Origin of the sequence: uncultured Sulfitobacter sp. (assembly GCF_947497275.1) — a bacterium.
GTDB lineage: Bacteria > Pseudomonadota > Alphaproteobacteria > Rhodobacterales > Rhodobacteraceae > Sulfitobacter.
Genome location: NZ_CANMFS010000004.1, coordinates 413589 through 436054, shown reverse-complemented (window position 1 = coordinate 436054; position 22466 = coordinate 413589). Strand labels below are relative to the sequence as shown.

Below are 22466 nucleotides of genomic sequence, written 5' to 3'. Positions count from 1 at the left end.
GGGTGATGTAGGCCAGACATTGACCTATGCCTGGACCCAGACCAGCGGCACCGGCGTCACCCTCACCGGGGACACCAGCGTCAGTCCCAGCTTTACCGCGCCGACCCTGGCCATCGGCGCTGCCAATGTGGTGCTGACCTTCCAGCTCGTGGTCAACGACGGTTTCGATCCTTCGCCCGCCGACAGCGTTTCCGTCACCGTCTCCGCCCCCGCCAATACCGCGCCCACCGCGAATGCGGGCCTCAATCAAGAAGTCGACGCCGCCACATCCGTCAGGCTGGACGGCTCCGGCTCGGACGCGGGTGATGTAGGCCAGACATTGACCTATGCCTGGACCCAGACCAGCGGCACCGGCGTCACCCTCACCGGGGACACCACCGGCAGCCCCAGCTTTACCGCGCCAACCCTGGCCGTCGGTGCTGCCAATGTGGTGCTGACCTTCCAGCTCGTGGTCAACGACGGTTTCGATCCTTCGCCCGCCGACAGCGTTTCCGTCACCGTCTCCGCCCCCGCCAATACCGCGCCCACCGCGAATGCGGGCCTCAATCAAGAAGTCGACGCCGCCACATCCGTCAGGCTGGACGGCTCCGGCTCGGACGCGGGTGATGTAGGCCAGACATTGGCCTATACCTGGACCCAGACCAGCGGCACCGGCGTCACCCTCACCGGGGACACCAGCGTCAGTCCCAGCTTTACCGCGCCGACCCTGGCCATCGGCGCGGCTGATCTGGTGCTGACCTTTGATCTTGTGGTCAACGACGGTTTCGATCCTTCGCCCGCCGACAGCGTTTCCGTCACCGTCTCCGCCCCCGCCAATACCGCGCCCACCGCAAATGCAGGCCCGGATCAGACCGTCGCCTCCGCCGCCGCCGTCACGCTCGACGGCACCGGCTCGGATGCAAACGACGCGGGCCAGAGCCTGACCTACGCCTGGACCCAGACCAGCGGCACCGGCGTCACCCTCACCGGGGACAGCACCGTTAACCCCAGCTTCACCGCGCCGGAACTGGCCGTGGGCGATACGCCCGTCGTGCTGACCTTCGAGCTGATCGTCAACGACGGTTTCGATCCTTCGCCCGCCGACAGCGTCTCCGTCACCGTCTCTGCCACCGGCAACGCCGCGCCGACCGCAGCGGCAGGCCCGGATCAAGCCGTCGCCTCCGCCGCTTCCGTCACACTCGACGGCACCGGCTCGGATGCAAACGATGCGGGCCAGACCCTGACCTACGTCTGGACCCAGACCGGCGGCACCGGCGTCACCCTCACCGGGGACAGCACCGTTAGCCCCGGCTTCACCGCGCCGGAACTGGCCGTAGGTGATACGCCCGTCGTGCTGACCTTCCAGCTGATCGTCAACGACGGTTTCGATCCTTCGCCTGCCGACAGCGTCACCGTGACCGTCTCCGCCACTGGCAACACCGCGCCGACCGCAGCGGCAGGCCCGGATCAAGCCGTCGCCTCCGCCGCGTCCGTCACGCTCGACGGCACCGGCTCGGACGCGGGTGATGTAGGCCAGACCCTGACCTACGTCTGGACCCAGACCGGCGGCACCGGCGTCACCCTCACCGGGGACAGCACCGTTAGCCCCGGCTTCACCGCGCCGGAACTGGCCGTGGGCGATACGCCCGTCGTGCTGACCTTCCAGCTGATCGTCAACGACGGTTTCGATCCCTCGCCCGCCGATAGCGTCACCGTCACCGTCTCCGCTCCCGGCAACACCGCGCCCACCGCAGATGCAGGCTCGGATCAAGCCGTCGCCTCCGCCGCCTCCGTCACACTCGACGGCACCGGCTCGGATGCAAACGATGCGGACCAGACCCTGACCTATGCCTGGACCCAGACCAGCGGCACCGGCGTCGCCCTCACCGGGGACAGCAGCGTCAGCCCCGGCTTTACCGCGCCGACCCTAACCGTGGGCGATGCCGATGTGGTGCTGACCTTCGAGCTGATCGTCAACGACGGTTTCGATCCCTCGCCCGCCGATAGCGTCACCGTCACCGTCTCCGCCCCCGGCAACACCGCGCCGACCGCAAATGCAGGCCCGGATCAAGCCGTCGCCTCCGCCGCCTCCGTCACACTCGACGGCACCGGCTCGGATGCAAACGATGCGGGCCAGACCCTGACCTACGTCTGGACCGAGACCAGCGGCACCGGCGTCACCCTCACCGGGGACACCACCGGCAGCCCCAGCTTCACCGCGCCGGAACTGGCCGTAGGTGCTTCGCCCGTCGTGCTGACCTTCCAGCTGATCGTCAACGACGGTTTCGATCCTTCGCCCGCCGAGAGCGTCTCCGTCACCGTCTCCGCCCCCGGCAACACCGCGCCGACCGCAGAGGCGGGCCCGGATCAAGCCGTCGCCTCCGCCGCTTCCGTCACGCTCGACGGCACCGGCTCGGATGCAAACGATGCGGGCCAGACCCTGACCTACTCCTGGACCGAGACCAGCGGCACCGACGTCACCCTGACCGGGGACAGCACCGGCAGCCCCAGCTTCACCGCGCCGACCCTAGCCGTCGGCGATGCCGATGTGGTGCTGACCTTCGAGCTGATCGTCAACGACGGTTTCGATCCCTCGCCCGCCGATAGCGTCTCCGTCACCGTCTCCGCCCCCGGCAACACCGCGCCGACCGCAAATGCAGGCTCGGATCAAGCCGTCGCCTCCGCCGCCTCCGTCACACTCGACGGCACCGGCTCGGATGCAAACGATGCGGACCAGACCTTGACCTACGTCTGGACCCAGACCGCAGGTACCACCATCACCCTCTCGGATGCCACCGCCGCAGCGCCCGGTTTCACCGCTCCCACGCTGGCCATCGGCGATGCCGACGCCACGCTGACCTTCGAGCTGATCGTCAACGACGGTTTCGATCCTTCGCCCGCAGACAGCGTCACCGTGACCGTCACCCCCCCGGCGGATACAGAACCGCCTGTCATTGCAGATATTGCAGATATTGCAGTGGACACAGATGCGGACGGCAATACGGCTTCAGTCGTGCTGACCGCAACGATCACCGACAATTCCGGCGAGACTATTCTTCCGGTCTTCTCGATCGACGGGACGGTTATCGCCAGCCCCTATGACTTTCCAGTCGGCGCCACGACCGTATTCGTCGATGCTCAGGACAGCGCGGACAATGAAGCGACGCAACAGACCTTTGTGGTGACCGTGACGGATACGACACCTCCGGATGCGCCGGTCGTGGTAACACTAACTGCCACTCCGGACGGTCGCGTCGATCTTGTCGGCACTGCGGAGCCGGACAGCACCCTTACCATAACGTTCCCCGATGGCAGCACCCGGAGTGTGACGGCGAATACCGACACCGGAACGTTCGCCATGACCTCAGATACGCCGCAGCAATCGGGGGTGATTACACTTGTCACCACGGACCCCGCGGGCAATGTCTCCGCCAGTGCGACTGTCGACTTTGTTGGTGACGATACCCCGCCGACAATCTCTGTCGGCGCGTTGAGTGGACCCACCAATCGGGCTTATACTGCGGCGATCACCCTGTCCGAGGACAGCACCGACTTCGGCGTCACCGATCTGACCCTGAAAAATGCAACTGCAACCCTTACCGGCTCGGGAAGCAACTATAGCGCGACACTGACCCCGGACGCTGATGGTACCGTGTCCCTTTCCGTTGCCACAGGCGCATTTACCGACGCTGCGGGCAACGCCAACGAAGCCTCGAACACGGTCAGTGCCGTTTTTGACGGGACCGCTCCAACTGTCCGCATTTCCGGAGCGCCCGACACCCTTGCGGGCGACAGGCCGTTCTCAGTCACAGTCACATTCTCGGAAAGCGTTACAGGCTTCGTGGCGGATGACATCAGCACCACCAATGCCACGGTAACCGGGCTGAGTGGCGGCGGCGCATCCTATGTGACAATGCTGCGCGCGTCGGGAACCGGCGATATCCAGGTTTCCATCCCCGCCAATGTCGCCACAGATGCCGCCGGAAACGGCAATCTGGCATCCAACCAGATCATGATCGAAGATTTCACAGTGGAACGGACACAGGAACTTATTGCGTCCTATATGCAGACCCGGGCCAACCAGTTGATCCGCAACCAGCCTGGTCTTATACCGTTCCTGTCAGACACATCTCAGAGAAGTTTCCGCTTTGCAGCAACGCAAGGGTCCGGCAATTTTGACTTTGCAACCGGCACGAACTATCCGGTCTGGGCTCAGATGAGCGGATCTTGGACGAACGATGGAGACAGCAAAGGTGAATATGTGTTCGGCGCCTTGGGCAGCCACCGGAGCATAAGAGGAAACCTCCTGGTAGGCGCGATGCTTCAGTTCGATCATCTGAGTGAAGACACCGGCGTGTCCTCGGTGAGCGGTACGGGCTGGATGGTCGGGCCATACTTCATTGCACGGGGTACCACCCAACCGCTCTACTTCGAGGGCCGCCTGCTCTATGGCGAGACCAGCAACAGGATTTCCCCCTTTGGAACCTATGAGGACAGCTTCGACACGACGCGTATGCTGGCACAGCTGAAAGTCGCCGGAGAACTTTCCTACGGCGTGACCACCGTGACTCCGTTCATGGACGCGTCCTATACTACCGATGACCAACACAGTTATATGGACAGTCTGGGCAATGCCATTCCCGAACAGGGTATCGGACTCGGCCAGATCGAGATCGGTATGGATTTCAGCATGATGATGCCGGTCAGCACAGGCGAACTGGAACTTTTGAGCGGTTTCTCGGGAATCTGGTCACATACAAGTGGCAGCGGCTTCGCCTCAACCGTAACACCCGACTACGAAGGCGGCAGGGCGCGGGTCGAGCTGGGCGTTAACCGCACGATGCCAGCAGGCCAAAGTTTCACCGCCGCAACCTATTATGACGGTATCGGTGCGAACGGCTTCGAAAGTTATGGGTTGAGCCTCGGGTTCGATATGCAGTTCTGATGCGGTTTATGGCTTGCTCGCAATCGGCGGGAAAGGTCAGAAGAAGACATCAATACGTCGCCGTAACGGGCGCTGACGAGAATGACCGATGAATGCAATGACCTGAACCGGCTTCAGCGTGAGACGGTCCCGCAACTGGCCGTGGAAACGGCGCGGCTTCAAGACCGCTCCGCTCCGCAAGTGATCTGGCAAGCAATAACCCTTGCGCTGGTCTGCGTCCTGCTGGGCGTGGTGATCGCTGTGGTTCTGGCCCTGCACGGCCGCATTCTGTAAAAGAAGAGCGTCGATGAAATCGATGATCTTGCCGAGAAACTCATGCGGATCACCGGTGCCAAAACAGAGACGGAAGTGGTGCGTCAGGCGCTTGAAGCCGCCTCGAACCCCTGCAAACAGGCTTTGTATGGCCGTGGATGTTAGGCATGGTGAGGTATTCCAAGCGCCAAACGCAAATGCGCGGCGCATGAGCGACCTAGAGGCCGCCTGTCGTGTTATCCACGCTCTTTGGGGTCGGGTTTAGTCTTCTGCTTCACCAGCTTGCCCAGTTTTTCGTTGAACTTCGCTTCGTCGTCGTCCGTTTCTAACTCGCGGGCGGCTTCTTTGAAGCGTTCGAGTTGACTCTTTTTGGCGTCAGGTGTTTTCATATTGAATGTCCATTCTATCAGAACCTTACGAATACATACTCTATATCGACGAAGCTGGCGATGACGGCTTGGCTAAGGTTAAACCAGTCGATCCAAATGGTGCTAGTGAATGGCTGGTCATCGGTGGGTTTCTAACACGTTCCAACTACGAAGCGAAGGCAGTAGACTGGGTGAAAGGCTTGCGACAGCAGATTGACGCGACCCAAGGGCCAGCACTTCACTATAGAAAGTTGAGTCCAACCAAAAAGGATGCTGCTTGCGCATATCTTGCTGGACTGCCCGTTAAGGCGTTTGTCGTGTGCTCTCACAAGTTGAACATGAAAGGGCACCAAAATAGCCGCGCAGCGATCCGCAACGGCAAGCAATGGTATTACAATTATTGTGTCCCTCTGCTGATGGAGCGTGCAACAGAAATGTGCCTCAAGGACTCGCTGAAGCACTTTGGTAAGCCGCGACCACTTCGTGTCATTTTTAGCCAACGCGGGGGTCACAGTTATTCGCAAACTAAAGCATATTGGGAAATTCTGAAGCGCCAAGCTGCGGGTGGCTCAACTCTACTGAACAAGCGTGAATTTAGGCACCAAGTTTTGCGGTTCAATCTTGTAGATTATGTTCCCCACGAACAAAACGCAGGGTTGCAACTTGCCGACATTGTGGCCAGCGCCTTCTATCAATCAGTAGAGACGAGCGCACGAAGGTGGGAAACTAGACACGCTAAAGTGCTGGAACCGATCATGGCAAAGGAGCGGAATGTCGTGGCGGATTTTGGGCTGGCACTTCAGCCGACAAATCCAAACGATCTAAGGCTGTCGGAAGACCAGAAAGAAATCTTTAAGCATTTCGGCTATAGTACTTTGTAAAGCGCGTGGGCCTCGGCCTCTGTTTGGCTAACAACGATAGGCTGCAATCCATTGTGCAACCGTTTGATGGCCCGCAAATCACTCACAAAAGGCGACCGCAAGAGGTGGTTCCGACGTATCCCACGCACTGAATCTTCGCATATCTTGTAGAATCTGTCACTAGGAAAGTGAATCCATCAAGATTTAGTGTTCTGTCGCTTCGTCAGTCCGTCGGTATGTTAAACGCTTACCGACTACGCCGCGCAGCGCAATCTGGCCGCGCTCAACATCGTCAACACCATTGGCGATGCGGTTATTGTAACGGAAATCAAACTCCGCTGCATAGCGGTGGAGATGCTGCTTGCCACAGTGCTGATACACGCCCTTCATGCCGCGCTTAAAGATGCTGTAGAAACCCTCGACTGTGTTCGTGTGCATCTCGCGATCCTCAAGGTTCACATACTCGCCTGCGCTGTGGTTCGTCCAACCGTGCGCATCAAACACCTTGCCTGCGCCGATGCCTTCGTACTGGCGCGCTTCGTCTGTCATGACATAGGCTTCCTTGGCAATGTTGGCGCGCAGGATCGGGATCAGCGTTGTCTTTTTCAGATCATCAATGACGATGGACTTTGCGCGCTTGGTAGTGCGATCCACCAGCGTGAGCATTTTCATCTTGTGAGAGCCGCCACGGGCCTTTGGATGCTTAACGACACCCGGCTCTTTGCCGATGAACGTTTCGTCAACTTCCACGATACCGCCATCATTGCCAAAACCAGCAAGGGAACCATCACGCATACACTCGCGGATGCGGTGCGTCAGGAACCATGCAGACTTGTAGGTAATGCCCAGAACGCGGTGAAGCTGGTGGCTGCTGATGCCCTTCTTGCTGGATACCATAAGGTGAATGGCTTGCAGCCACAGGTGCAGCGGCAGGTGGCTTTCCTCGAATATCGTACCCTTGCGCACAGTGAACTGCTTGCGGCACTCGCGGCACTTCCACAGGCCGTGACGCTCTTTGCCTTCTGGGTTCTTTACGGATGGCTTGGTGCGAACGCCTGTAAGCGGATAGGCGCTATCCACAACGCCACAATGCGCGCAGATCGGTGCGTCACCCCAAAGCATAGCCTCAACGTGCTTAAACGCTGCGGCTTCGTCGTGCATGTAGGGGGCGGAAAGAACGGACATTGGAAAACACCTCTAAGCTGTTGAGATTAATCTACGCTTTGGTGCTGGGTTTGTCAAATATATAATCACCTAAATATAGGAAGGCCGTCTCCATTTAAGTCTTCTAAATCTTGTTAAAAACGGAAATGCCATGCATGGTACACCAGAAAGGTTCTGCTTCACAAAACTCAGTGAGCTCGTCACAAAGAAACTTAGGGCCATCCATGTACCTACAAATTAGCCTTGTGCGAAGTCAATCGCCTATTATTGCCTGACATCCGGGAAGACAGAACATAAACGGATCGGCTGCGTTCCATTTCCTGATCCAAAGCACGTTTTTTCGGTAAAGTTCATTAAATACGCTTTATAAAGATTTATATTTCAGATCTACATCGGCAACTTGATTAGCTCCACAAAATCGCTCCCGTCCGGAGACATATTTCCCCTCTATGGTGTCGATATGAGAAAGTAATTTTGCTAAATCTCTCTGCTTTATTTGCCCGACTAACCCATTCATGTATACGCTATACATATTTAAATTTAGAAAACACTTCCTAGTTAGCCCCCTCAATCAACTTGCCTTTGTGCTCTTCAAAAGTAGGCTTCACAGGTTGAGTCATACTTAATGTCCTTCCCGAAGCTTAATCTCTAAGCTCCAAAATAGCGCCGAAATTTTGCGGCTTCTTAAAATACATTCCAACTTAGGAAACGCAAAAGAGTGAGGGGGTGGGCGCGCCCCTTTTATTCAATTTCCCCCTCCCGGTAAAATTGTCCCTCAAATACTTACATTTATCAAGGGAGGTGTTTCTGACAGACATCTTCCGCCAAGGTGTGACGCCTTTTGATCGACCTTCAGGCTACCTTAACCGTTGAACTTAGTAACGTACCAAGTTTCGTTCCGACGTAACAAATTCTTTCAGACAGGGTCACGAGTAAGCTATATTCTGTTGGTGACCCCGGCAGGATTCGAACCTGCAACCTGCCCCTTAGGAGGGGGCTGCTCTATCCAGTTGAGCCACGGGGCCACGGAGAGTGTCTAACGCAATTCGTTCGGTGTGGCCAAGGGGTTTGCGGGTCTTTGAGCATAATCTGATTGCGGGGGTCGGCGTGGCGTGCTTGCGCAGGCGATAATCTTTGGGATAGCCTGACCGAAGCAATTCAACAGGAGCGCTGCCCTTGGCCACGCCGCACAAACGCCCCCTCACCCTGCGCGATGTATCAGAAGCCTGTGGCGTCTCCGAAATGACCGTCAGCCGTGTCCTGCGCAAAAGCGGAGACGTTTCCGAGGCGACCCGGGTGCGCGTACTCGCAGCCGCCAAAGAACTGGGCTACGTGCCAAACCAGATTGCCGGATCTCTTGCGTCGCAGCGGGTCAATCTGGTGGCGGTGATCATTCCGTCGCTGGGAAACATGGTGTTCCCCGAAGTACTCAACGGCATCAACCTTGCGTTCGACGATACACCGTTGCAGGCGGTAGTGGGTGTCACCGATTATTTGCCGGAAAAAGAAGAAAGGGTGCTCTACGAGATGCTATCGTGGCGGCCCTCGGGTGTCATCATCGCGGGGCTTGAGCATTCTGATGCGACGCGTGCCATGTTGATCAATTCAGGCATTCCCGTGGTCGAGATAATGGACGTGGACGGTAATCCGGTCGATGCGATGGTAGGCATTTCGCACCGGCAAGCCGGACGCGACATGGCCAAGGCGATCCTGCGCGAAGGCTATGAGCGGATCGGCTTCCTCGGCACGAAGATGCCTCTTGATCATCGCGCCCGCAAGCGGTTCGAAGGGTTTACCGAAGCGCTGGCCAAGGAAGGTATCGAGATCGAAGACCGCGCGTTTTATTCGGGCAGTTCGGCGCTGTTGAAGGGGCGCGAGATGACGCGCGATATTCTGGAACGATCACCCGATCTGGATTTTCTCTATTTCTCAAACGATATGATCGGGGCTGGAGGGCTTTTGCATCTGCTCGAAGCGGATGTCGATATTCCCGGCAAGATCGGGCTTGCCGGCTTCAACGGCGTGGAATTGTTGAAAGGTCTTCCCAGACAGCTTGCCACGACCGACGCGTGCCGAAAAGAAATCGGGATGGCTGCCGCGCGGATCATCCTGAACGACTGCGAGCCTGAGCCGGATACAGAGGCGTCGCGCCTGATCACGATGAAGCCGACGCTCTCGCTGGGGGATACGCTGCGCCGCAGACGGCGCTGATGGCGCGCCCGGCGCTGTTCAACCGTGCGGCCCGGCGCATATTTCTTGACCGCCACGCGCTATCCGATCCACCGCAGGGTGAGGTTTCCGGCACGGCGCTGCTCGACATCATCAAGCGTCTTGGATTTGTGCAACTAGACAGCATCAACACGGTCGCGCGTGCGCACGATCTTATCCTGTTTGCGCGCAAGCCCCGGTACCGACCCGGAGACCTGAAAAAACTGTACGAACGCGACGGGGCCCTGTTCGAGCATTGGACCCACGATGCCGCCATGATCCCGATGGTGTATTATCCCATGTGGCAGTTGCGCCGCGAACGCGACGGGGCGCGCCTGCTTGGCCACTGGCGCGATGGCCGACGGGCGGGGTTCGAGGCGCAGATCGAAAGCGTCATGGATCACATTCGTGCGCACGGCCCGACCGGATCGTCTGACGTGGGCAGGAGTGAGAAGCGCGGGTCGGGGGGATGGTGGGATTGGCATCCGTCGAAGACCGCGCTTGAATATTTGTGGCGCAGTGGTGTGTTACATGTGGTGCGGCGCGAGGGCTTTCGGAAACGTTACGACCTGACCGAACGGGTGGTGGACGCGCGGCACCGGGGCGCCGATGCGGCACCGGACCGGGCGGAAACGATCGACTGGTGCTGCGCCGGGGCGCTCGACCGGCTCGGCTTTGCGACATCGGGCGAAATCGCCGCCTTCTGGGCGCATGTAACGGCGGCGGAATCGCGCGAATGGTGCGCGGCCGCGCTGGCACGTGGAGAGATCGAAGAGATTGACCTGATCACCGCCGACGGTACCCGACGCCGCGTTCTGGCGCGGCCCGGTCTCGCGGATGATCCCGCCATAAATATTTCGCCGCCATCCCGGTTGCGCGTCCTCAGCCCGTTCGATCCCGCGCTGCGCGACCGCAAACGTGCAAGGGCCCTCTTTGGCTTTGACTACAGAATTGAGGTGTTCGTGCCGGAGGCGCAGCGCGTCTACGGGTACTACGTGTTCCCGCTGCTGCAGGGCGACCGGATCGTCGGGCGCATCGACATGAAAGCATTTCGCGCCGAAGATTGCTTGCGCGTGCGGGCACTATGGCCGGAACGAGGTGTCGTCTGGGGCAAGGGGAGCGTCGCGGCGTTGCGGGCGGAATTGGAGCGGGTAAGGCGCCTTGCCGATGTTTCACGGGTCGAATTCGAAAGCGGTTGGCTGCGCGACGCGGCGACGCACAGGTTCTGAACCGGTCCGGTACGACAGGGTAGGATTGATCTGATGCACACACTCTGCCACACAAACCGGGCCTCACAGGGAGTCGAACGAATGATGCGCGTGGATCTTAACGCAGACATGGGCGAAAGCTTTGGCGCCTGGAGAATGGGTGACGATCGCGCCTTGCTCGAAACCGTCACATCGGCGAACATTGCCTGCGGCGGACACGCCGGAGACGCCGATACGATGGCAGGTACGATGGCTCTCGCGCATCGCAACGGTGTAGGGATTGGCGCGCATCCGGGGTTCATGGATCTGGCAGGGTTCGGGCGAAACCGCATGTCGGTCCCGCGCGCCACGCTGCAAAATCAGGTCCGCTATCAGGTCGCCGCCAGCGTTGGCATGGCGCGCGCCGTTGGCGGACACGTGCGGCACCTGAAATTGCATGGTGCGCTGTCGAACATGGCATCGGAGGATCCCGTTTTGGCGCGCGATCTCTATGACGCCGCGCTGTCGGTGGATCCTGACCTGATCATCATGATACTTGCCGCCACCGCCCACCAGCAGGCGGTGGAGGAGCTAGGCTGCACCTGGGCCGGAGAAATCTTTGCCGATCGTGCCTACAACGACGATGCCACTCTGGTAGATCGGTCGAAAGAGGGGGCCGTCATTCATGATCCGCTCGTGGCCGGCAAACGGATGGTCGAGATGGTCAAGGCCGGCGCGATCATCACAGAAAGCGGCAAGCACATCACCGCATCCATCGATACGATCTGCTTGCACGGTGATACACCCGCCGCCGTCGACATCGCCCAATCGGTCAGGCGTGCGCTTGAATCGGCGGGCATCACCGTGCAGACCTTCGAAGGGCGCAGCTGAGGCCTGATCTTACGCTATTCGCTATGCGGCGTTTCGGGTGTGCCTGCCTCTTTTGCCCTTCTAACGGCGGCGATCGACAGCTCGATGTCATCGGGCGTGGTTCTGTGGTTGGTTATCGCCGCCCGCAGGCAGGTGACGCGTTCGCCCGACGGCCTGTCCGCCAGAGTGGTCGAAAAGACGACTTCTCCCGCGATCTGAAGCCGCTGCGCGATGCTCTTGTTTAACTCACTCTGGTCCTCGGCGCTCAGGGTATCGTCGGCGCTGAACACCACCACGTTCGAGACGACCGGTGCCACCAAAGCCAAGCCGGGCGTGGCCTCCACCAATGCGCCCATGTGCGCGGCGGCGCGGCAATTGGCCGAGATCGCAGCGCCAAGTTTCTGCGCCCCGTGCGCGCGGATCGCCGTCCAGACCTTGAGCGCGCGATTGCCGCGCGAGAGGTCGATCCCGTAGTCGCAGTACCACGGATCACCGCCCGCAAGCCCTTCGGTCAGCGGCGCGAGATACGATGGGCGCGCCGCAAAGGCCGCGCGGTGCTCTTCCTCGTTGCGGATCAGAACCAGACCGCAATCGTAGGGCACGTACATCCATTTATGAAAGTCGCAGGCAAGGCTATCCGCCCGTTCGATGCCGTCCGACAAAGCACGCCAGGGCGCATCGGCCAGCCGGGTCCACGCCCCGAATGCACCATCCACATGCAGCCAGAGGTCTTCAGCAGCGGCAACGTCGGCCAACGCGTCAAGATCGTCGTAGCGGCCCAGATCAACCGATCCCGCCGTTCCGATCAGTGCAAAAGGAATGGCGCCATCGGCACGGTCGCGTACGATCTGCGCGCGAAGGGCGGCGATATCTATACCCTCGCTACGTTCCGGCAACAGGCGCAGGTTGTCGGTGCCAATCCCCAACAGCTCGATCGCTTTCGTCGTCGCATTGTGAACACCCGCCCCCGCATAGGCGATCAACCTTTGGTCTGTCTGCCCTTTCCGGCGCACCTGCGCGCCCAACGCCCGAAGCCGCGCCGCCGAAAGAGCGATGACAGTCGCCTGCGACGTCCCCGTCACCAACACGCCCGACGCCGTATCGGGAAAGCCCATCTGCCGTCGGGTCCAGTCGATCACCGCACGTTCGACGTATACCATTCCGTGATCACGACCGCCGCAATTGGCGTTCATCGTGGCCGCAACCATCTCTGACAGAATCCCTTCGGCCATGCCGCTGCCGTGCACCCACCCAAAGAAACGCGGATGGGTGTTGCCGGTGGCGTAGGGCAGGATCGAATCGCGCAAGGTCGCAACAAGCGCATCGGTCGCAGTTCCGGTGCCATCGTCGGGCAGTGCATAGCTGTCGCGCACGGACTGGGGAACCGGCTGCCAAGGCAGGTCCCGCGCCTTGGAAAGCTGATCGACGCAGGCATCGAGCAGCGCGTGCGCCTGCGCGCGAAAATCGTCCCAGGCGACCGGATCCAGGTCGGTCTTGTCCGTGTTCTCAGATGTCATCGCGGGTCCTTCGTCGGGCTTAGCAAGAATTTCGTGACCTTAACCAAATGCAGAAGATCCGCAATTCGCGGATCGAATGTGCGTCGGCGGCACCTGCCGTACGATGCTGATAAAACCACCCCGATCAACCGCAGAATTGGCTAGATCCTGCTTCTTCGGACTGTTGCCGCCGACAAGACGACGCACCGCCCTGAGCATGGCGCAGGAAACGCCGAACCGGGAAGGCGAAATGAAATCAAGCTCTTGCGGGCTTATCCCTCGCGCGGATGTATCGCATTCATGGATGCGGGCGGCCGGGGATTTCTTGCCAAAATAAAAATTGGCGTTACTGTTTCCCAAGCTGCGGCAGATGAGTTTTCAAGTGCATCGCCGCGCGACCACTCTGGGAGGAGAGAAAAAATGACAGCCAACAAGAACTTCAACCGCCGTTCGTTTATGACGAAATCGGTTGTGGCGGGGGGTGCTGCGACCGGCAGCATGCTTGCCGCGCCCGCCGTGCTTGCCCAAGCGCCGATTGTAATCAAGATGCAAACATCCTGGAACGATGCGAACATTTGGCAGGATTTCGCCCGTGACTACGCCACGCGCGTCGAGGAAATGTCAGGTGGCCGCGTCAAGGTAGACGTGCTGCCCGCCGGTGCCGTGGTTGCGGCGTTTCAGGTGCTCGATGCCGTTAACGACGGTCTGATCGACGCGGCGCACTCGGTGCCCGTCTACTGGTACGGAAAGAACAAGGCCGCGTCACTGTTCGGCACCGGCCCGGTTTTCGGCGGCTCCGCGACGACGATGCTGTCGTGGTTCTACGAAGGCGGCGGTCAGGAGCTTTACAACGAGCTGACGCAGGACGTCATGGGTCTCGATATCGTCGGCTACATGGGCTTTCCGATGTTCGCGCAACCGTTCGGCTGGTTCAAGGGAGAGGTGAACACCGTTGCCGATCTGCAAGGTTTCAAATACCGCACGGTCGGCCTTGCCGCCGATCTGATGGCGAAACTCGGCATGTCCGTCGCCCAGCTGCCCGGTGGCGAGATCGTCCCGGCGATGGAGCGGGGGGTGATCGACGCGTTCGAGTTCAACAACCCGTCCTCGGACAAGGATTTCGGCGCACAAGACGTTGCGAAGAACTACTATCTGTCTTCATATCATCAGGCGTCCGAAAGCTTCGAATTCCTGTTCTCCAAGACTTTCCTCGAGGATCTCGACCCCGACATTCAGGCGATTCTGAAATACGGTGTTGAGGCGGCGTCAACGGCGAACACGGCAAAGGCGATGAACCGCTATTCCGCCGATCTGCAGTTCCTCCAGAACGAAGCAGGCGTCACGGTACACCGCACTTCCAAGGAAATTCTCGACGCGCAACTCAAGGCGTGGGACGAGCTGATTCCGGAACTCGAAGCGGATCCGTTCATGAAAAGGACCCTCGACAGCCAGCGCGAGTGGGTCAGCCGCGTGTCGTACTACGAACTGATGAACACACCGGATTACGGCCTTGCTTACGAGCACTACTTCCCCGGCAAGATCAAACTCTGATCGCGGCCGCGAAGCCAACTGAAGCGACCTCCGGCGCTATGCGTGCCGGGGGTCCCATGCGAGGCACAGGAGCATCATGATCTCATTCATTCGGTTCGCCGATAACCTTTCTGCTTGGTTCGGGAAAGCGTTCGCCTGGCTTATTCTGCTGATGTCCATCGGCACGGGCTACGAAGTGTTCGTCCGCTACGTCATGAACAATCCGACGGCATGGGCACTGGATGTGTCGTTCATCATGTACGGCACGTTGTTCATGATGGGGGGCGCCTATACCCTGTCGCGCGGCGGACATGTGCGCGGTGATTTCCTGTACCGCCTCCTGCAACCCAGGACACAGGGCAAGATTGATCTTGTCCTTTACATCATCTTCTTCTTTCCCGGTGTCACCGCGCTGATCCTCGCCGGATGGAAATACGCGGCACGGTCCTGGCAATACGGCGAGGTGTCGGTCAACAGCCCGGCGGGCGTGCCGATCTTCCAGTTCAAGGCGGTGATCGTCGCTGCGGGTATTTTGCTATTTATCCAAGGTATCGCACAGGTCTGCCGCTGCATCATCGCTATCAGGGACAACTATTGGGTCGAAGCCTACGAAGACGTGTTCGAGACCGAAGACCTTCTGATGCGCGAAGCCAACATGGCCGAGAAAGACCACATCACATGACTGATCCGCAAATTGCCCTGATGATGCTCGGGCTGTTCATCGCCTTCGTCTTTCTCGGGTTTCCGATTGCTTTCACACTCATGGCGATGGGCATCGGATTTGGCTACTACGCCTATTTTGATGCCCGGCGCATGTGGCGCAGCTTTGACCGCCTCGATGAAACAGCGGGGCAATGGGAACAATGGTCCACCTGGCTGGAGGGGTTTTACAACAATCGAATATTCGATTTATTCGTGAACCAGACATTCACCGTCATGTCGAACGAGGTGCTGACGGCGGTGCCGCTGTTCCTGTTCATGGGCTACATCGTCGAGCGGTCGAACATCGTTGACCGTTTGTTTACCACGCTCAACGTCGCGTCAAAGAATGTGCCCGGCTCGATGGGCGTTGCCGCGCTGATCACCTGCGCGCTCTTTGCCACCGCAACCGGGATCGTCGGTGCCGTCGTCACGTTGATGGGCCTTCTCGCGCTGCCTGCGATGCTCAAGGCGCGCTATGACCCCTCCTTTGCCGCAGGTATCATCTGTGCGGGCGGTACGCTGGGCATTCTGATCCCACCGTCGATCATGCTGATCGTCTACGCTGCGGCTACGAACGTCTCCATTGTCAGGCTTTATGCCGCCGCGCTGCTGCCCGGTCTGACGCTCGTCGGTCTCTATCTCGTCTACATCATCGGGCGGTCCATCCTGCAACCTTCATCTGCACCGCGTCCCACGGCGGAGGAAGTTCCCGACGTGCCGATGGGCAAGCTGATCTGGATGATCATCACGTCCTTTGTGCCGCTGGCGTTCCTGATCTTTGCGGTGCTCGGTTCGATTCTTTTCGGCCTCGCGACACCCACCGAAGCTGCGTCTATCGGGGCTCTGGGCGGGATTTTCCTCGCGTTCATCTACCGCGCAATGACATGGCAGCGGATGCGTGAAAGTGTCTATCTGACGCTGCGCACGACAGCGATGGTGTGCTGGTTGTTCGTCGGCTCCTATACGTTCTCGGCGGTGTTCTCCTATCTCGGCGGTGAACACGTTATTTCCGAGTTCGTTCAATCGCTTGATCTGACGCCGATCCAGTTTCTGATTCTCGCACAGCTGATCATTTTCCTGCTCGGGTGGCCGCTCGAATGGTCAGAGATCATCATCATTTTTGTGCCGATCTTCCTGCCGCTCTTGGCCGTGTTCGATATTGATCCGCTGTTCTTCGGCATCCTCGTCGCGCTCAACCTCCAGACCAGCTTTCTCACGCCGCCGATGGCCATGTCTGCGTACTACCTGAAAGGAATCGCGCCACCGGAGCTTAAACTGACGCAGATCTTTTCAGGGGTCATGCCGTTTCTCTTTTGCGTCATACTTTCGATGGTTCTGATGTATGTCTTCCCCTCGATTGTCTTCTATCTGCCGGAGCTGTTCTATGGGCGCTGAGCCGATCAAAAAGGACGCATTGGCCGTATCGCCAAGCGTCACACTGCTGCGCGACAGGCTGGCTTCCGGCGCGCTGAATGCGCTCGAGTTGGTCGAAAGCTACATCGCGCGGATCGAGGCGCGCGAGGCGGATGTCGGGGCATGGGCGTGGTTCGATCCTGAATTCGTGCGCGCGCAGGCCCGCACGCTTGATGCCTATCGCCGCACCGGGCGCCCGTTGGGGCGCTTGCACGGTCTGCCGGTGGGCCTGAAAGACGTTATCGATACCGCCCGGATTCCGACGGAAAACGGGTGCAGCCGAGATGCGGGGCGTGTCCCGCTTCATGATGCATTCATAGTCGAGCGGTTAAAGATGGAAGGCGCGATCATCATGGGCAAGACAGTCACGACCGAACTTGCCTTCATGCATCCGGGCAAGACCGCCAATCCGCACAATCTGGCACATACGCCAGGCGGGTCATCGCAAGGCTCCGCCGCCGCCGTGGCCGATGGCATGGTGCCGCTGGCCATCGGCACACAAACCGGTGGCTCTGTCATCAGGCCCGCGTCCTTTTGCGGGGTGACGGGGTACAAGCCGACCTTTGGCGCGATCCCCCGCCACGGGATCCTGCCGCAGTCCCCGACGCTCGACACCGTCGGCGTTTTCGCCAGCGATCCTGCGGGTGCCGCCCTGCTCGCCGAAGTCTTGTTCGGACATCACGCGGATGATCCCGCAACCGGTCTGCACCCTGCACCGGCGCTTCATGCCGCTGCGACCTCCAAACCGCCCCTCGCACCCGTGTTCGGGTTTGTGCGACCACCCGGCTGGGATACCGCCGATCCGCAACTTAAGGAGGCCTTTGCCGAACTCACAGAAACCTTGGGCGAGCAGGCGTTCGAAATGCCCCTGCCCCAGATTTTTGCAGACGCGGCGGAACAGCGCAAACTGATCAACTTCGCCGAGATGTCGTACCACTACTATCCCTACTGGCGCGACACGAAAGACGCGCTTGGTTCGGTGACACGCGACGCCATCGAGCAGGGGAACCGCATCGTCGCGCGCGATTACCTGTCCGCCTGCGACTTGCCAAAACTGCTGAACGCCGCGCTGGATGAAATGCTGAGCCGCTGCGACGCAATCTTGTGCCCTGCGGCAACCGGACCCGCCCCACCGGGGCTGGAGACGACCGGCGATCCGATCTTCAACGGGCTGTGGACGTTCTGCGGTACACCCTGCATCAGCCTGCCGTTGCTCACGTCTCAAGAAGGCCTGCCGATGGGTGTGCAGCTGGTCGGCGCACGCAATGACGACGCACGACTGATGCGAACGGCACAGTGGCTTTTTCAATGGGCCGATGGGACATCACAATGAGGAACGAAACGACATGAACCGATTTCTTGCACTATTCGCCTTCATTACGCTCGCGGCGTTTCTGCTGATCCTCGCTTTCAAGGTGCCCAGCCCCGATCTGGTGATCATCATCGTCGTGACGCTGGGATTCGTGGCGTATGATTTCGTCACCTCCAGCAGCAACAACCGGGATTGATATCATGACAAAGCCGGTCATCTGGATCACCAGAACCCTGTCCGATGCCACGATGGCGCGGGCGCGGCGGGATTACGAAGTAATCTGGGATGCCGCTGATGCGCCCGGCGGCGCAGAAGACATCATTGCGATGAGCGGGCAGGTGGATGGCATCATCCCCTGCCACTCCGAACACTTCAGCGCGGATGTGGTGGCCCGGCTTGATCCTCGGTTGAAGATCGTGGCGAACCATTCCGTCGGGGTCGATCACTGCGATCTGCCCGCGCTCGGACCACGCGGAATCGTTGTGACAAATACGCCGGGCGTCCTGTCGGACGCGACGGCGGAGCTGGCCATGATGCTGATGCTGGGGGCGGCCCGTCATGCCGTCGCCGGAGACCGCGTAGTCAGGTCCGGTGACTGGGACTTCTGGTCGCCCGCCTTTCTGGTAGGCAAACAGATCACCGGCGCGCGACTCGGTATTATCGGAATGGGTGGCGTCGGGCGGGCTTTTGCGCGCAAAGCGCGTGGGTTCGATATGGAAATACACTATCACAACCGCAACCGCCTTACCCCGGAGGATGAAGCTGGTGCGATCTATCACGACACCCTCGACGATTTGCTGGCCGTCTCCGATTTTCTGTCGCTGCACTGTCCCGCGACGCCGGAAACCACCGGCTTGATGAACGCCGACCGTCTTGCCCGATTGCCCGAAGGATGCGTACTTGTGAACACCGCGCGCGGCAATCTGATCGACGAGACTGCGTTGCTGCAAGCGGTCGAGGCGGGGCATATCGGTGCCGCTGGCCTTGATTGTTTTGCGACCGAACCCGGTGGCAACCCCGCGTTTGCCCGCCATGACAACATCATGATGATGCCGCATGTCGGCAGTGCGACCGTCAGGACGCGCGATGCAATGGGATTCAAGGCGCTCGATAATCTTGACGCTTTTTTCGCCGGGAAACCGTCGTTGGACCCGGTCTGAACGAAGGGCGGCACGGGGGTGTTCCCCGTGCCGCCTGCTGTGCAATGCCGGTGCGGGATCAGCCGCGGCGGCCGCGGTCCTTCAGCGTCAGAGCGCCGTCATCGTCGCGGTCCATGCGATCAACCACACCGCCGAAACGGCTGTCCATTTCCGCGTCGCTGATCACACCGTCACCATCGGCGTCCATCTTCTGAAACATGTCAACCATCCGGCTGCGGGTGAATTCGCGGTACAGGGTGTCGAACTCTTCGATGCTCAGAGCGCCGTCACCGGAGGCGTCCGCTTCACCGACTTTAGCCGCGCGGAAGTTGTCGATTTCTTCCTGCGTCACGGCACCATTGCCATCGGCATCGACCTGGCCGAACAGCGTGCGGAACATTTCGCTACCGCCATGGTGACGGCCCATGCCCCCTTTATGCTTGCCCTTGCGGTGATGTGCACCGTGGCCATCGCGCCCTTTGCGATCACCGCGCGCGCCGTCCTGCTTTGAAACGGGCTGCTCCGATGCCGCTGGCTGATCGGTGGATGTGGCGGTGTCTTGCGCGCTTGCCACTGCGGCGGCAGAGACGATCAGGCCCAGAGAGACGGCCCAGATGGGGAGAAATTTGAAATTTTTCATTGCATCATCCTTTGATTGGAAGTGAGTGGCGAAGACGTTGTTGCCTCCGATGTACCTCATATGGACCATTGTACGTCAGAATGTGTGTCAGTATGCGCGTGGTATTGTCGCGAACTGTCGCCGCAGCCGCCCCTGACACAATTTGCGACAAACAACTGACCGATACGTCTTTCCAACGCTGGCCAAAGCCCTCCGATCCGTTGTTAAACGGAGGTACAAACACCCGAATACGAAAGCAGATACCCCTTGGACCCGTCAGAGCCCCAGATCCTGATCGTTGACGACGCCCGCGATATCCGCGAGCCGCTGGGCCAGTACCTGCGCAAACAGGGATTGCGTGTGCAGCTTGCCGCGAACGCGGGCGAGGCGCGCCGGATTATCGACGAGGCAAACCTTGCGCTTGTCGTTCTCGACATCATGATGCCGGGCGAAGACGGGCTGAGCCTGTGTCGCTGGATCGTCGCACAGGGCGGCCCGCCGGTAATCCTGCTCACGGCGATGACCGATGAGACGGACCGGATCGTCGGGTTGGAGCTTGGTGCCGACGACTATGTCGTCAAACCGTTCAATCCGCGCGAGCTTTTGGCACGTATCCGCGCCGTTCTGCGCCGCGCGCCGGTGGTCGAGTCCCGGCAGATGACCGGTGTGCGTGTGTTTGCGGGGTGGCGCCACGACCCCACGACGCAAGAACTTGAACACAGCGACGGGCGCGCTGTGGCCTTGACCTCAGGCGAGAACCGGCTGCTTGCGGTGCTGCTGGACCATCCCAAAACTGTTCTGAGCCGGCAGCGGCTGCTCGACCTTACGGCGGGCCGCGATGCAAAGGCGTATGACCGCGCTATCGACAACACTGTCAGCCGTCTGCGACGCAAGCTCGAAGAAGATCCGTCAACGCCGCGCCTGATCGTAACGGAATGGGGCGGTGGCTACATGCTGGCTGCGGATGTGGTGGACATGTGAACGGCCTTTCGAAATGGCGGCCCGACGGTCTGGCGAGCCGTTTCACGCTTCTGCTCACCGTCGCGCTGGTCGTGGCCAATCTGGTTGCTTTGGGATTGATGACAGTCGAACGGCAGCGGCTTGATCGCGACGCGTTTCAGTCCCGTGAGGTGGAACGGATCGTCTCGCTTTTGCCCGCGATCGAGGCTGCCGCACCCGAACTGCGCCGCCGCATCGCACGAGACAGCTCCACCCGCCTGTCCCGCGTGGACGTTAGACCGGAACCGATTGTCAGCGCGACGGCGCGCGATAAGGCATCCGCCTCCCTCACCGCCGAGCTGGCTGCGGCACTGCCCGACCGGGACGTGCGCGCCGCGATCCGTGTGGGCGCCCGCAGGGATGATGTTGGCGATGACCGCGCTGACAGAGGCAGCCACCACGACGCGCGCACGGTGATCGCCGTTTCCATCGCGCTGGCGGGTCCGGAAGGTGCCCGTACACAATGGCTTAACATGGTCTCGCGCGGACGGGCGACACGCCCGCCGGGGATCGAAAGCGAGGTTTTCCTGCTGGTTCTGGGTGTCTCGCTCATCTGTGTGCTGGGCGTTGGTCTGGCTTTCGTGCGCCGGTTGACGCGACCGCTGGGCGCATTGGCGCAAGCCGCCCGCGCGGCAGGACAAGGCGACAGGACCGCCAAAGCGCCTGAAACCGGGGCGCGAGAAATGCGCGAGGCCGCGCGCGCCTTCAACGCGATGCAGTCCGAAATTTCACAATTCGACGCTGAACGCATGCGTATGCTCGCTGCGGTCGGTCACGATTTGCGCACACCGATGACCAGCCTGCGCATCCGCGCGGAAATGGTCGAGGACGAAGAGCAGCGTACAGCGATGATCCGGGCGCTGGACGAAATGACCGTTATGGCCGCCGGCCTTGTCACCTATGCGCGCGAAGGACACGATGGGGAACAGAAAGTCGAGGTAGACCTCGATGCGCTGCTCGCCCCGCTGTGCGCCGAACGCGGTGCGCAGTTTAAGGCACAGGCCCTCCCCAAGATTACCGGTCGCCCCGTGGGCCTCGGTCGGGCCATTGGGAACCTGATCGACAACGCCTTGCGGTACGGCGGCGCGGCGTCTGTCACGCTTGCAGCGACACGTACCGATGCGCTTGTCACAGTCGACGATACCGGCCCCGGTATCGCACCCGACCGGTTGGAGGATATGTTCCAGCCGTTCGTGCGCGGCGATACGAGCCGGAACCTCGATACTGGCGGTGCGGGGCTGGGTCTGTCGATCACGCGCACCATCATCGCAGGCCACGGCGGGACGATTGCACTGGAAAACCGGGCGGGCGGCGGGTTGCGGGCAAAGGTATCCCTGCCGCTGTCTGGCAACTGACACAGATATCGAAACTGCCCGTTTGCCGAGCGCTCTGCATCAGAAACTTGCATTGATCCAGGGGAATC

At 60.2% G+C, this 22466-nt stretch carries 19 protein-coding genes and 1 tRNA gene; 13 read left to right on the top strand and 7 right to left on the bottom strand.

What is annotated here, in order from left to right:
- Positions 1 to 19 precede the first annotated feature (19 nt).
- Positions 20 to 4924 (top strand): Ig-like domain-containing protein, encoded by a 4905-nt coding sequence (locus Q1A06_RS11450; RefSeq protein WP_299563262.1) that lies wholly within the window; start codon positions 20 to 22, stop codon positions 4922 to 4924.
- 36 nt (positions 4925 to 4960) lie between these two features.
- On the opposite strand, the gene Q1A06_RS11445 is transcribed toward Q1A06_RS11450, so the two are convergent.
- Together Q1A06_RS11445 and Q1A06_RS11440 are read right to left on the bottom strand one after the other, a co-directional pair.
- Positions 4961 to 5386, bottom strand: a complete 426-nt coding sequence (locus tag Q1A06_RS11445; RefSeq protein ID WP_299563259.1) for a hypothetical protein — start codon at positions 5384 to 5386, stop codon at positions 4961 to 4963.
- 26 nt (positions 5387 to 5412) lie between these two features.
- Positions 5413 to 5565, bottom strand: coding sequence for a hypothetical protein (locus tag Q1A06_RS11440; RefSeq protein WP_299563256.1), 153 nt, complete (start codon positions 5563 to 5565; stop codon positions 5413 to 5415).
- Positions 5566 to 5570: 5 nt separating this feature from the next.
- Between Q1A06_RS11440 and Q1A06_RS11435 the strand changes: the two genes are divergently transcribed.
- A complete protein-coding gene (locus Q1A06_RS11435; RefSeq protein WP_299563254.1) occupies positions 5571 to 6425 on the top strand; it encodes a DUF3800 domain-containing protein in 855 nt (284 codons plus the stop codon).
- Between the two features lie 183 nt (positions 6426 to 6608).
- Here the strand turns inward: Q1A06_RS11435 and Q1A06_RS11430 are convergent, their stop codons facing one another.
- Positions 6609 to 7589 carry an IS1595 family transposase gene (locus Q1A06_RS11430; RefSeq protein WP_299563251.1) on the bottom strand — a complete coding sequence of 327 codons (981 nt, stop codon included), beginning with the start codon at positions 7587 to 7589 and terminating at the stop codon, positions 6609 to 6611.
- Between the two features lie 927 nt (positions 7590 to 8516).
- A tRNA-Arg gene (locus Q1A06_RS11425) sits at positions 8517 to 8593 on the bottom strand.
- Between the two features lie 151 nt (positions 8594 to 8744).
- Here Q1A06_RS11425 and Q1A06_RS11420 point away from each other — a divergent pair.
- The 3 genes from Q1A06_RS11420 to Q1A06_RS11410 all read left to right on the top strand — a co-directional run bounded on the left by Q1A06_RS11420 (position 8745) and on the right by Q1A06_RS11410 (position 11854).
- Positions 8745 to 9779, top strand: coding sequence for a LacI family DNA-binding transcriptional regulator (locus tag Q1A06_RS11420; protein ID WP_299563248.1), 1035 nt, complete (start codon positions 8745 to 8747; stop codon positions 9777 to 9779).
- Entirely contained in the window at positions 9779 to 11005 is a 1227-nt protein-coding gene (locus Q1A06_RS11415; protein ID WP_299563245.1) for a crosslink repair DNA glycosylase YcaQ family protein, read from the top strand. Before Q1A06_RS11420 ends, Q1A06_RS11415 begins: the two co-directional genes overlap by 1 nt.
- Positions 11006 to 11086: 81 nt before the next feature.
- Positions 11087 to 11854 carry a 5-oxoprolinase subunit PxpA gene (locus Q1A06_RS11410; RefSeq protein ID WP_299563242.1) on the top strand — a complete coding sequence of 256 codons (768 nt, stop codon included), beginning with the start codon at positions 11087 to 11089 and terminating at the stop codon, positions 11852 to 11854.
- 14 nt (positions 11855 to 11868) lie between these two features.
- Here Q1A06_RS11410 and Q1A06_RS11405 read toward each other — a convergent pair whose 3' ends face one another.
- Both Q1A06_RS11405 and Q1A06_RS11400 read right to left on the bottom strand, forming a co-directional pair.
- Entirely contained in the window at positions 11869 to 13350 is a 1482-nt protein-coding gene (locus tag Q1A06_RS11405) for a pyridoxal-dependent decarboxylase (RefSeq protein ID WP_299563239.1), read from the bottom strand.
- Between the two features lie 39 nt (positions 13351 to 13389).
- Complete coding sequence (locus tag Q1A06_RS11400; protein ID WP_299563236.1) at positions 13390 to 13689, bottom strand: hypothetical protein; 300 nt, start codon at positions 13687 to 13689, stop codon at positions 13390 to 13392.
- A 60-nt stretch (positions 13690 to 13749) separates the two neighbouring features.
- Between Q1A06_RS11400 and Q1A06_RS11395 the strand changes: the two genes are divergently transcribed.
- The 6 genes from Q1A06_RS11395 to Q1A06_RS11370 all read left to right on the top strand — a co-directional run bounded on the left by Q1A06_RS11395 (position 13750) and on the right by Q1A06_RS11370 (position 19446).
- Positions 13750 to 14880: a TRAP transporter substrate-binding protein gene (locus Q1A06_RS11395; RefSeq protein ID WP_299563233.1), complete on the top strand. Its 1131-nt coding sequence runs from the start codon at positions 13750 to 13752 to the stop codon at positions 14878 to 14880.
- Between the two features lie 76 nt (positions 14881 to 14956).
- Entirely contained in the window at positions 14957 to 15541 is a 585-nt protein-coding gene (locus Q1A06_RS11390; protein ID WP_299563230.1) for a TRAP transporter small permease subunit, read from the top strand.
- The gene (locus Q1A06_RS11385) at positions 15538 to 16956 is read left to right on the top strand and encodes a TRAP transporter large permease subunit (protein ID WP_299563227.1); all 1419 of its coding nucleotides are present in this window, start codon (positions 15538 to 15540) and stop codon (positions 16954 to 16956) included. Before Q1A06_RS11390 ends, Q1A06_RS11385 begins: the two co-directional genes overlap by 4 nt.
- Positions 16946 to 18307 carry an amidase gene (locus Q1A06_RS11380; RefSeq protein ID WP_299563224.1) on the top strand — a complete coding sequence of 454 codons (1362 nt, stop codon included), beginning with the start codon at positions 16946 to 16948 and terminating at the stop codon, positions 18305 to 18307. The genes Q1A06_RS11385 and Q1A06_RS11380 overlap by 11 nt, the downstream gene beginning before the upstream one ends.
- A gap of 13 nt (positions 18308 to 18320) precedes the next feature.
- Positions 18321 to 18482, top strand: a complete 162-nt coding sequence (locus tag Q1A06_RS11375; protein WP_299563221.1) for a hypothetical protein — start codon at positions 18321 to 18323, stop codon at positions 18480 to 18482.
- 4 nt (positions 18483 to 18486) lie between these two features.
- Complete coding sequence (locus tag Q1A06_RS11370) at positions 18487 to 19446, top strand: D-glycerate dehydrogenase (RefSeq protein ID WP_299563218.1); 960 nt, start codon at positions 18487 to 18489, stop codon at positions 19444 to 19446.
- 58 nt (positions 19447 to 19504) lie between these two features.
- On the opposite strand, the gene Q1A06_RS11365 is transcribed toward Q1A06_RS11370, so the two are convergent.
- Complete coding sequence (locus Q1A06_RS11365; RefSeq protein ID WP_299563215.1) at positions 19505 to 20065, bottom strand: EF-hand domain-containing protein; 561 nt, start codon at positions 20063 to 20065, stop codon at positions 19505 to 19507.
- A 246-nt stretch (positions 20066 to 20311) separates the two neighbouring features.
- On the opposite strand from Q1A06_RS11365, the gene Q1A06_RS11360 reads away from it, so the two are divergent.
- Both Q1A06_RS11360 and Q1A06_RS11355 read left to right on the top strand, forming a co-directional pair.
- Positions 20312 to 21025 (top strand): response regulator, encoded by a 714-nt coding sequence (locus tag Q1A06_RS11360; RefSeq protein ID WP_299563212.1) that lies wholly within the window; start codon positions 20312 to 20314, stop codon positions 21023 to 21025.
- Positions 21022 to 22398 (top strand): ATP-binding protein, encoded by a 1377-nt coding sequence (locus tag Q1A06_RS11355; protein ID WP_299563209.1) that lies wholly within the window; start codon positions 21022 to 21024, stop codon positions 22396 to 22398. The genes Q1A06_RS11360 and Q1A06_RS11355 overlap by 4 nt, the downstream gene beginning before the upstream one ends.
- Positions 22399 to 22466: the final 68 nt, after the last annotated feature.

Excerpts from the sequence above, each read along its gene's own strand:
- Q1A06_RS11445 (WP_299563259.1), bottom strand. The coding sequence starts at position 5,386 with ATGCGCCGCGCATTTGCGTTTGGCGCTTGGAATACCTCACCATGCCTA.
- Q1A06_RS11440 (WP_299563256.1), bottom strand. The coding sequence starts at position 5,565 with ATGAAAACACCTGACGCCAAAAAGAGTCAACTCGAACGCTTCAAAGAA.
- Q1A06_RS11435 (WP_299563254.1), top strand. The coding sequence starts at position 5,571 with ATGTCCATTCTATCAGAACCTTACGAATACATACTCTATATCGACGAA.
- Q1A06_RS11430 (WP_299563251.1), bottom strand. The coding sequence starts at position 7,589 with ATGTCCGTTCTTTCCGCCCCCTACATGCACGACGAAGCCGCAGCGTTT.
- Q1A06_RS11415 (WP_299563245.1), top strand. The coding sequence starts at position 9,779 with ATGGCGCGCCCGGCGCTGTTCAACCGTGCGGCCCGGCGCATATTTCTT.
- Q1A06_RS11410 (WP_299563242.1), top strand. The coding sequence starts at position 11,087 with ATGATGCGCGTGGATCTTAACGCAGACATGGGCGAAAGCTTTGGCGCC.
- Q1A06_RS11405 (WP_299563239.1), bottom strand. The coding sequence starts at position 13,350 with ATGACATCTGAGAACACGGACAAGACCGACCTGGATCCGGTCGCCTGG.
- Q1A06_RS11395 (WP_299563233.1), top strand. The coding sequence starts at position 13,750 with ATGACAGCCAACAAGAACTTCAACCGCCGTTCGTTTATGACGAAATCG.
- Q1A06_RS11390 (WP_299563230.1), top strand. The coding sequence starts at position 14,957 with ATGATCTCATTCATTCGGTTCGCCGATAACCTTTCTGCTTGGTTCGGG.
- Q1A06_RS11385 (WP_299563227.1), top strand. The coding sequence starts at position 15,538 with ATGACTGATCCGCAAATTGCCCTGATGATGCTCGGGCTGTTCATCGCC.
- Q1A06_RS11380 (WP_299563224.1), top strand. The coding sequence starts at position 16,946 with ATGGGCGCTGAGCCGATCAAAAAGGACGCATTGGCCGTATCGCCAAGC.
- Q1A06_RS11375 (WP_299563221.1), top strand. The coding sequence starts at position 18,321 with ATGAACCGATTTCTTGCACTATTCGCCTTCATTACGCTCGCGGCGTTT.
- Q1A06_RS11370 (WP_299563218.1), top strand. The coding sequence starts at position 18,487 with ATGACAAAGCCGGTCATCTGGATCACCAGAACCCTGTCCGATGCCACG.
- Q1A06_RS11365 (WP_299563215.1), bottom strand. The coding sequence starts at position 20,065 with ATGAAAAATTTCAAATTTCTCCCCATCTGGGCCGTCTCTCTGGGCCTG.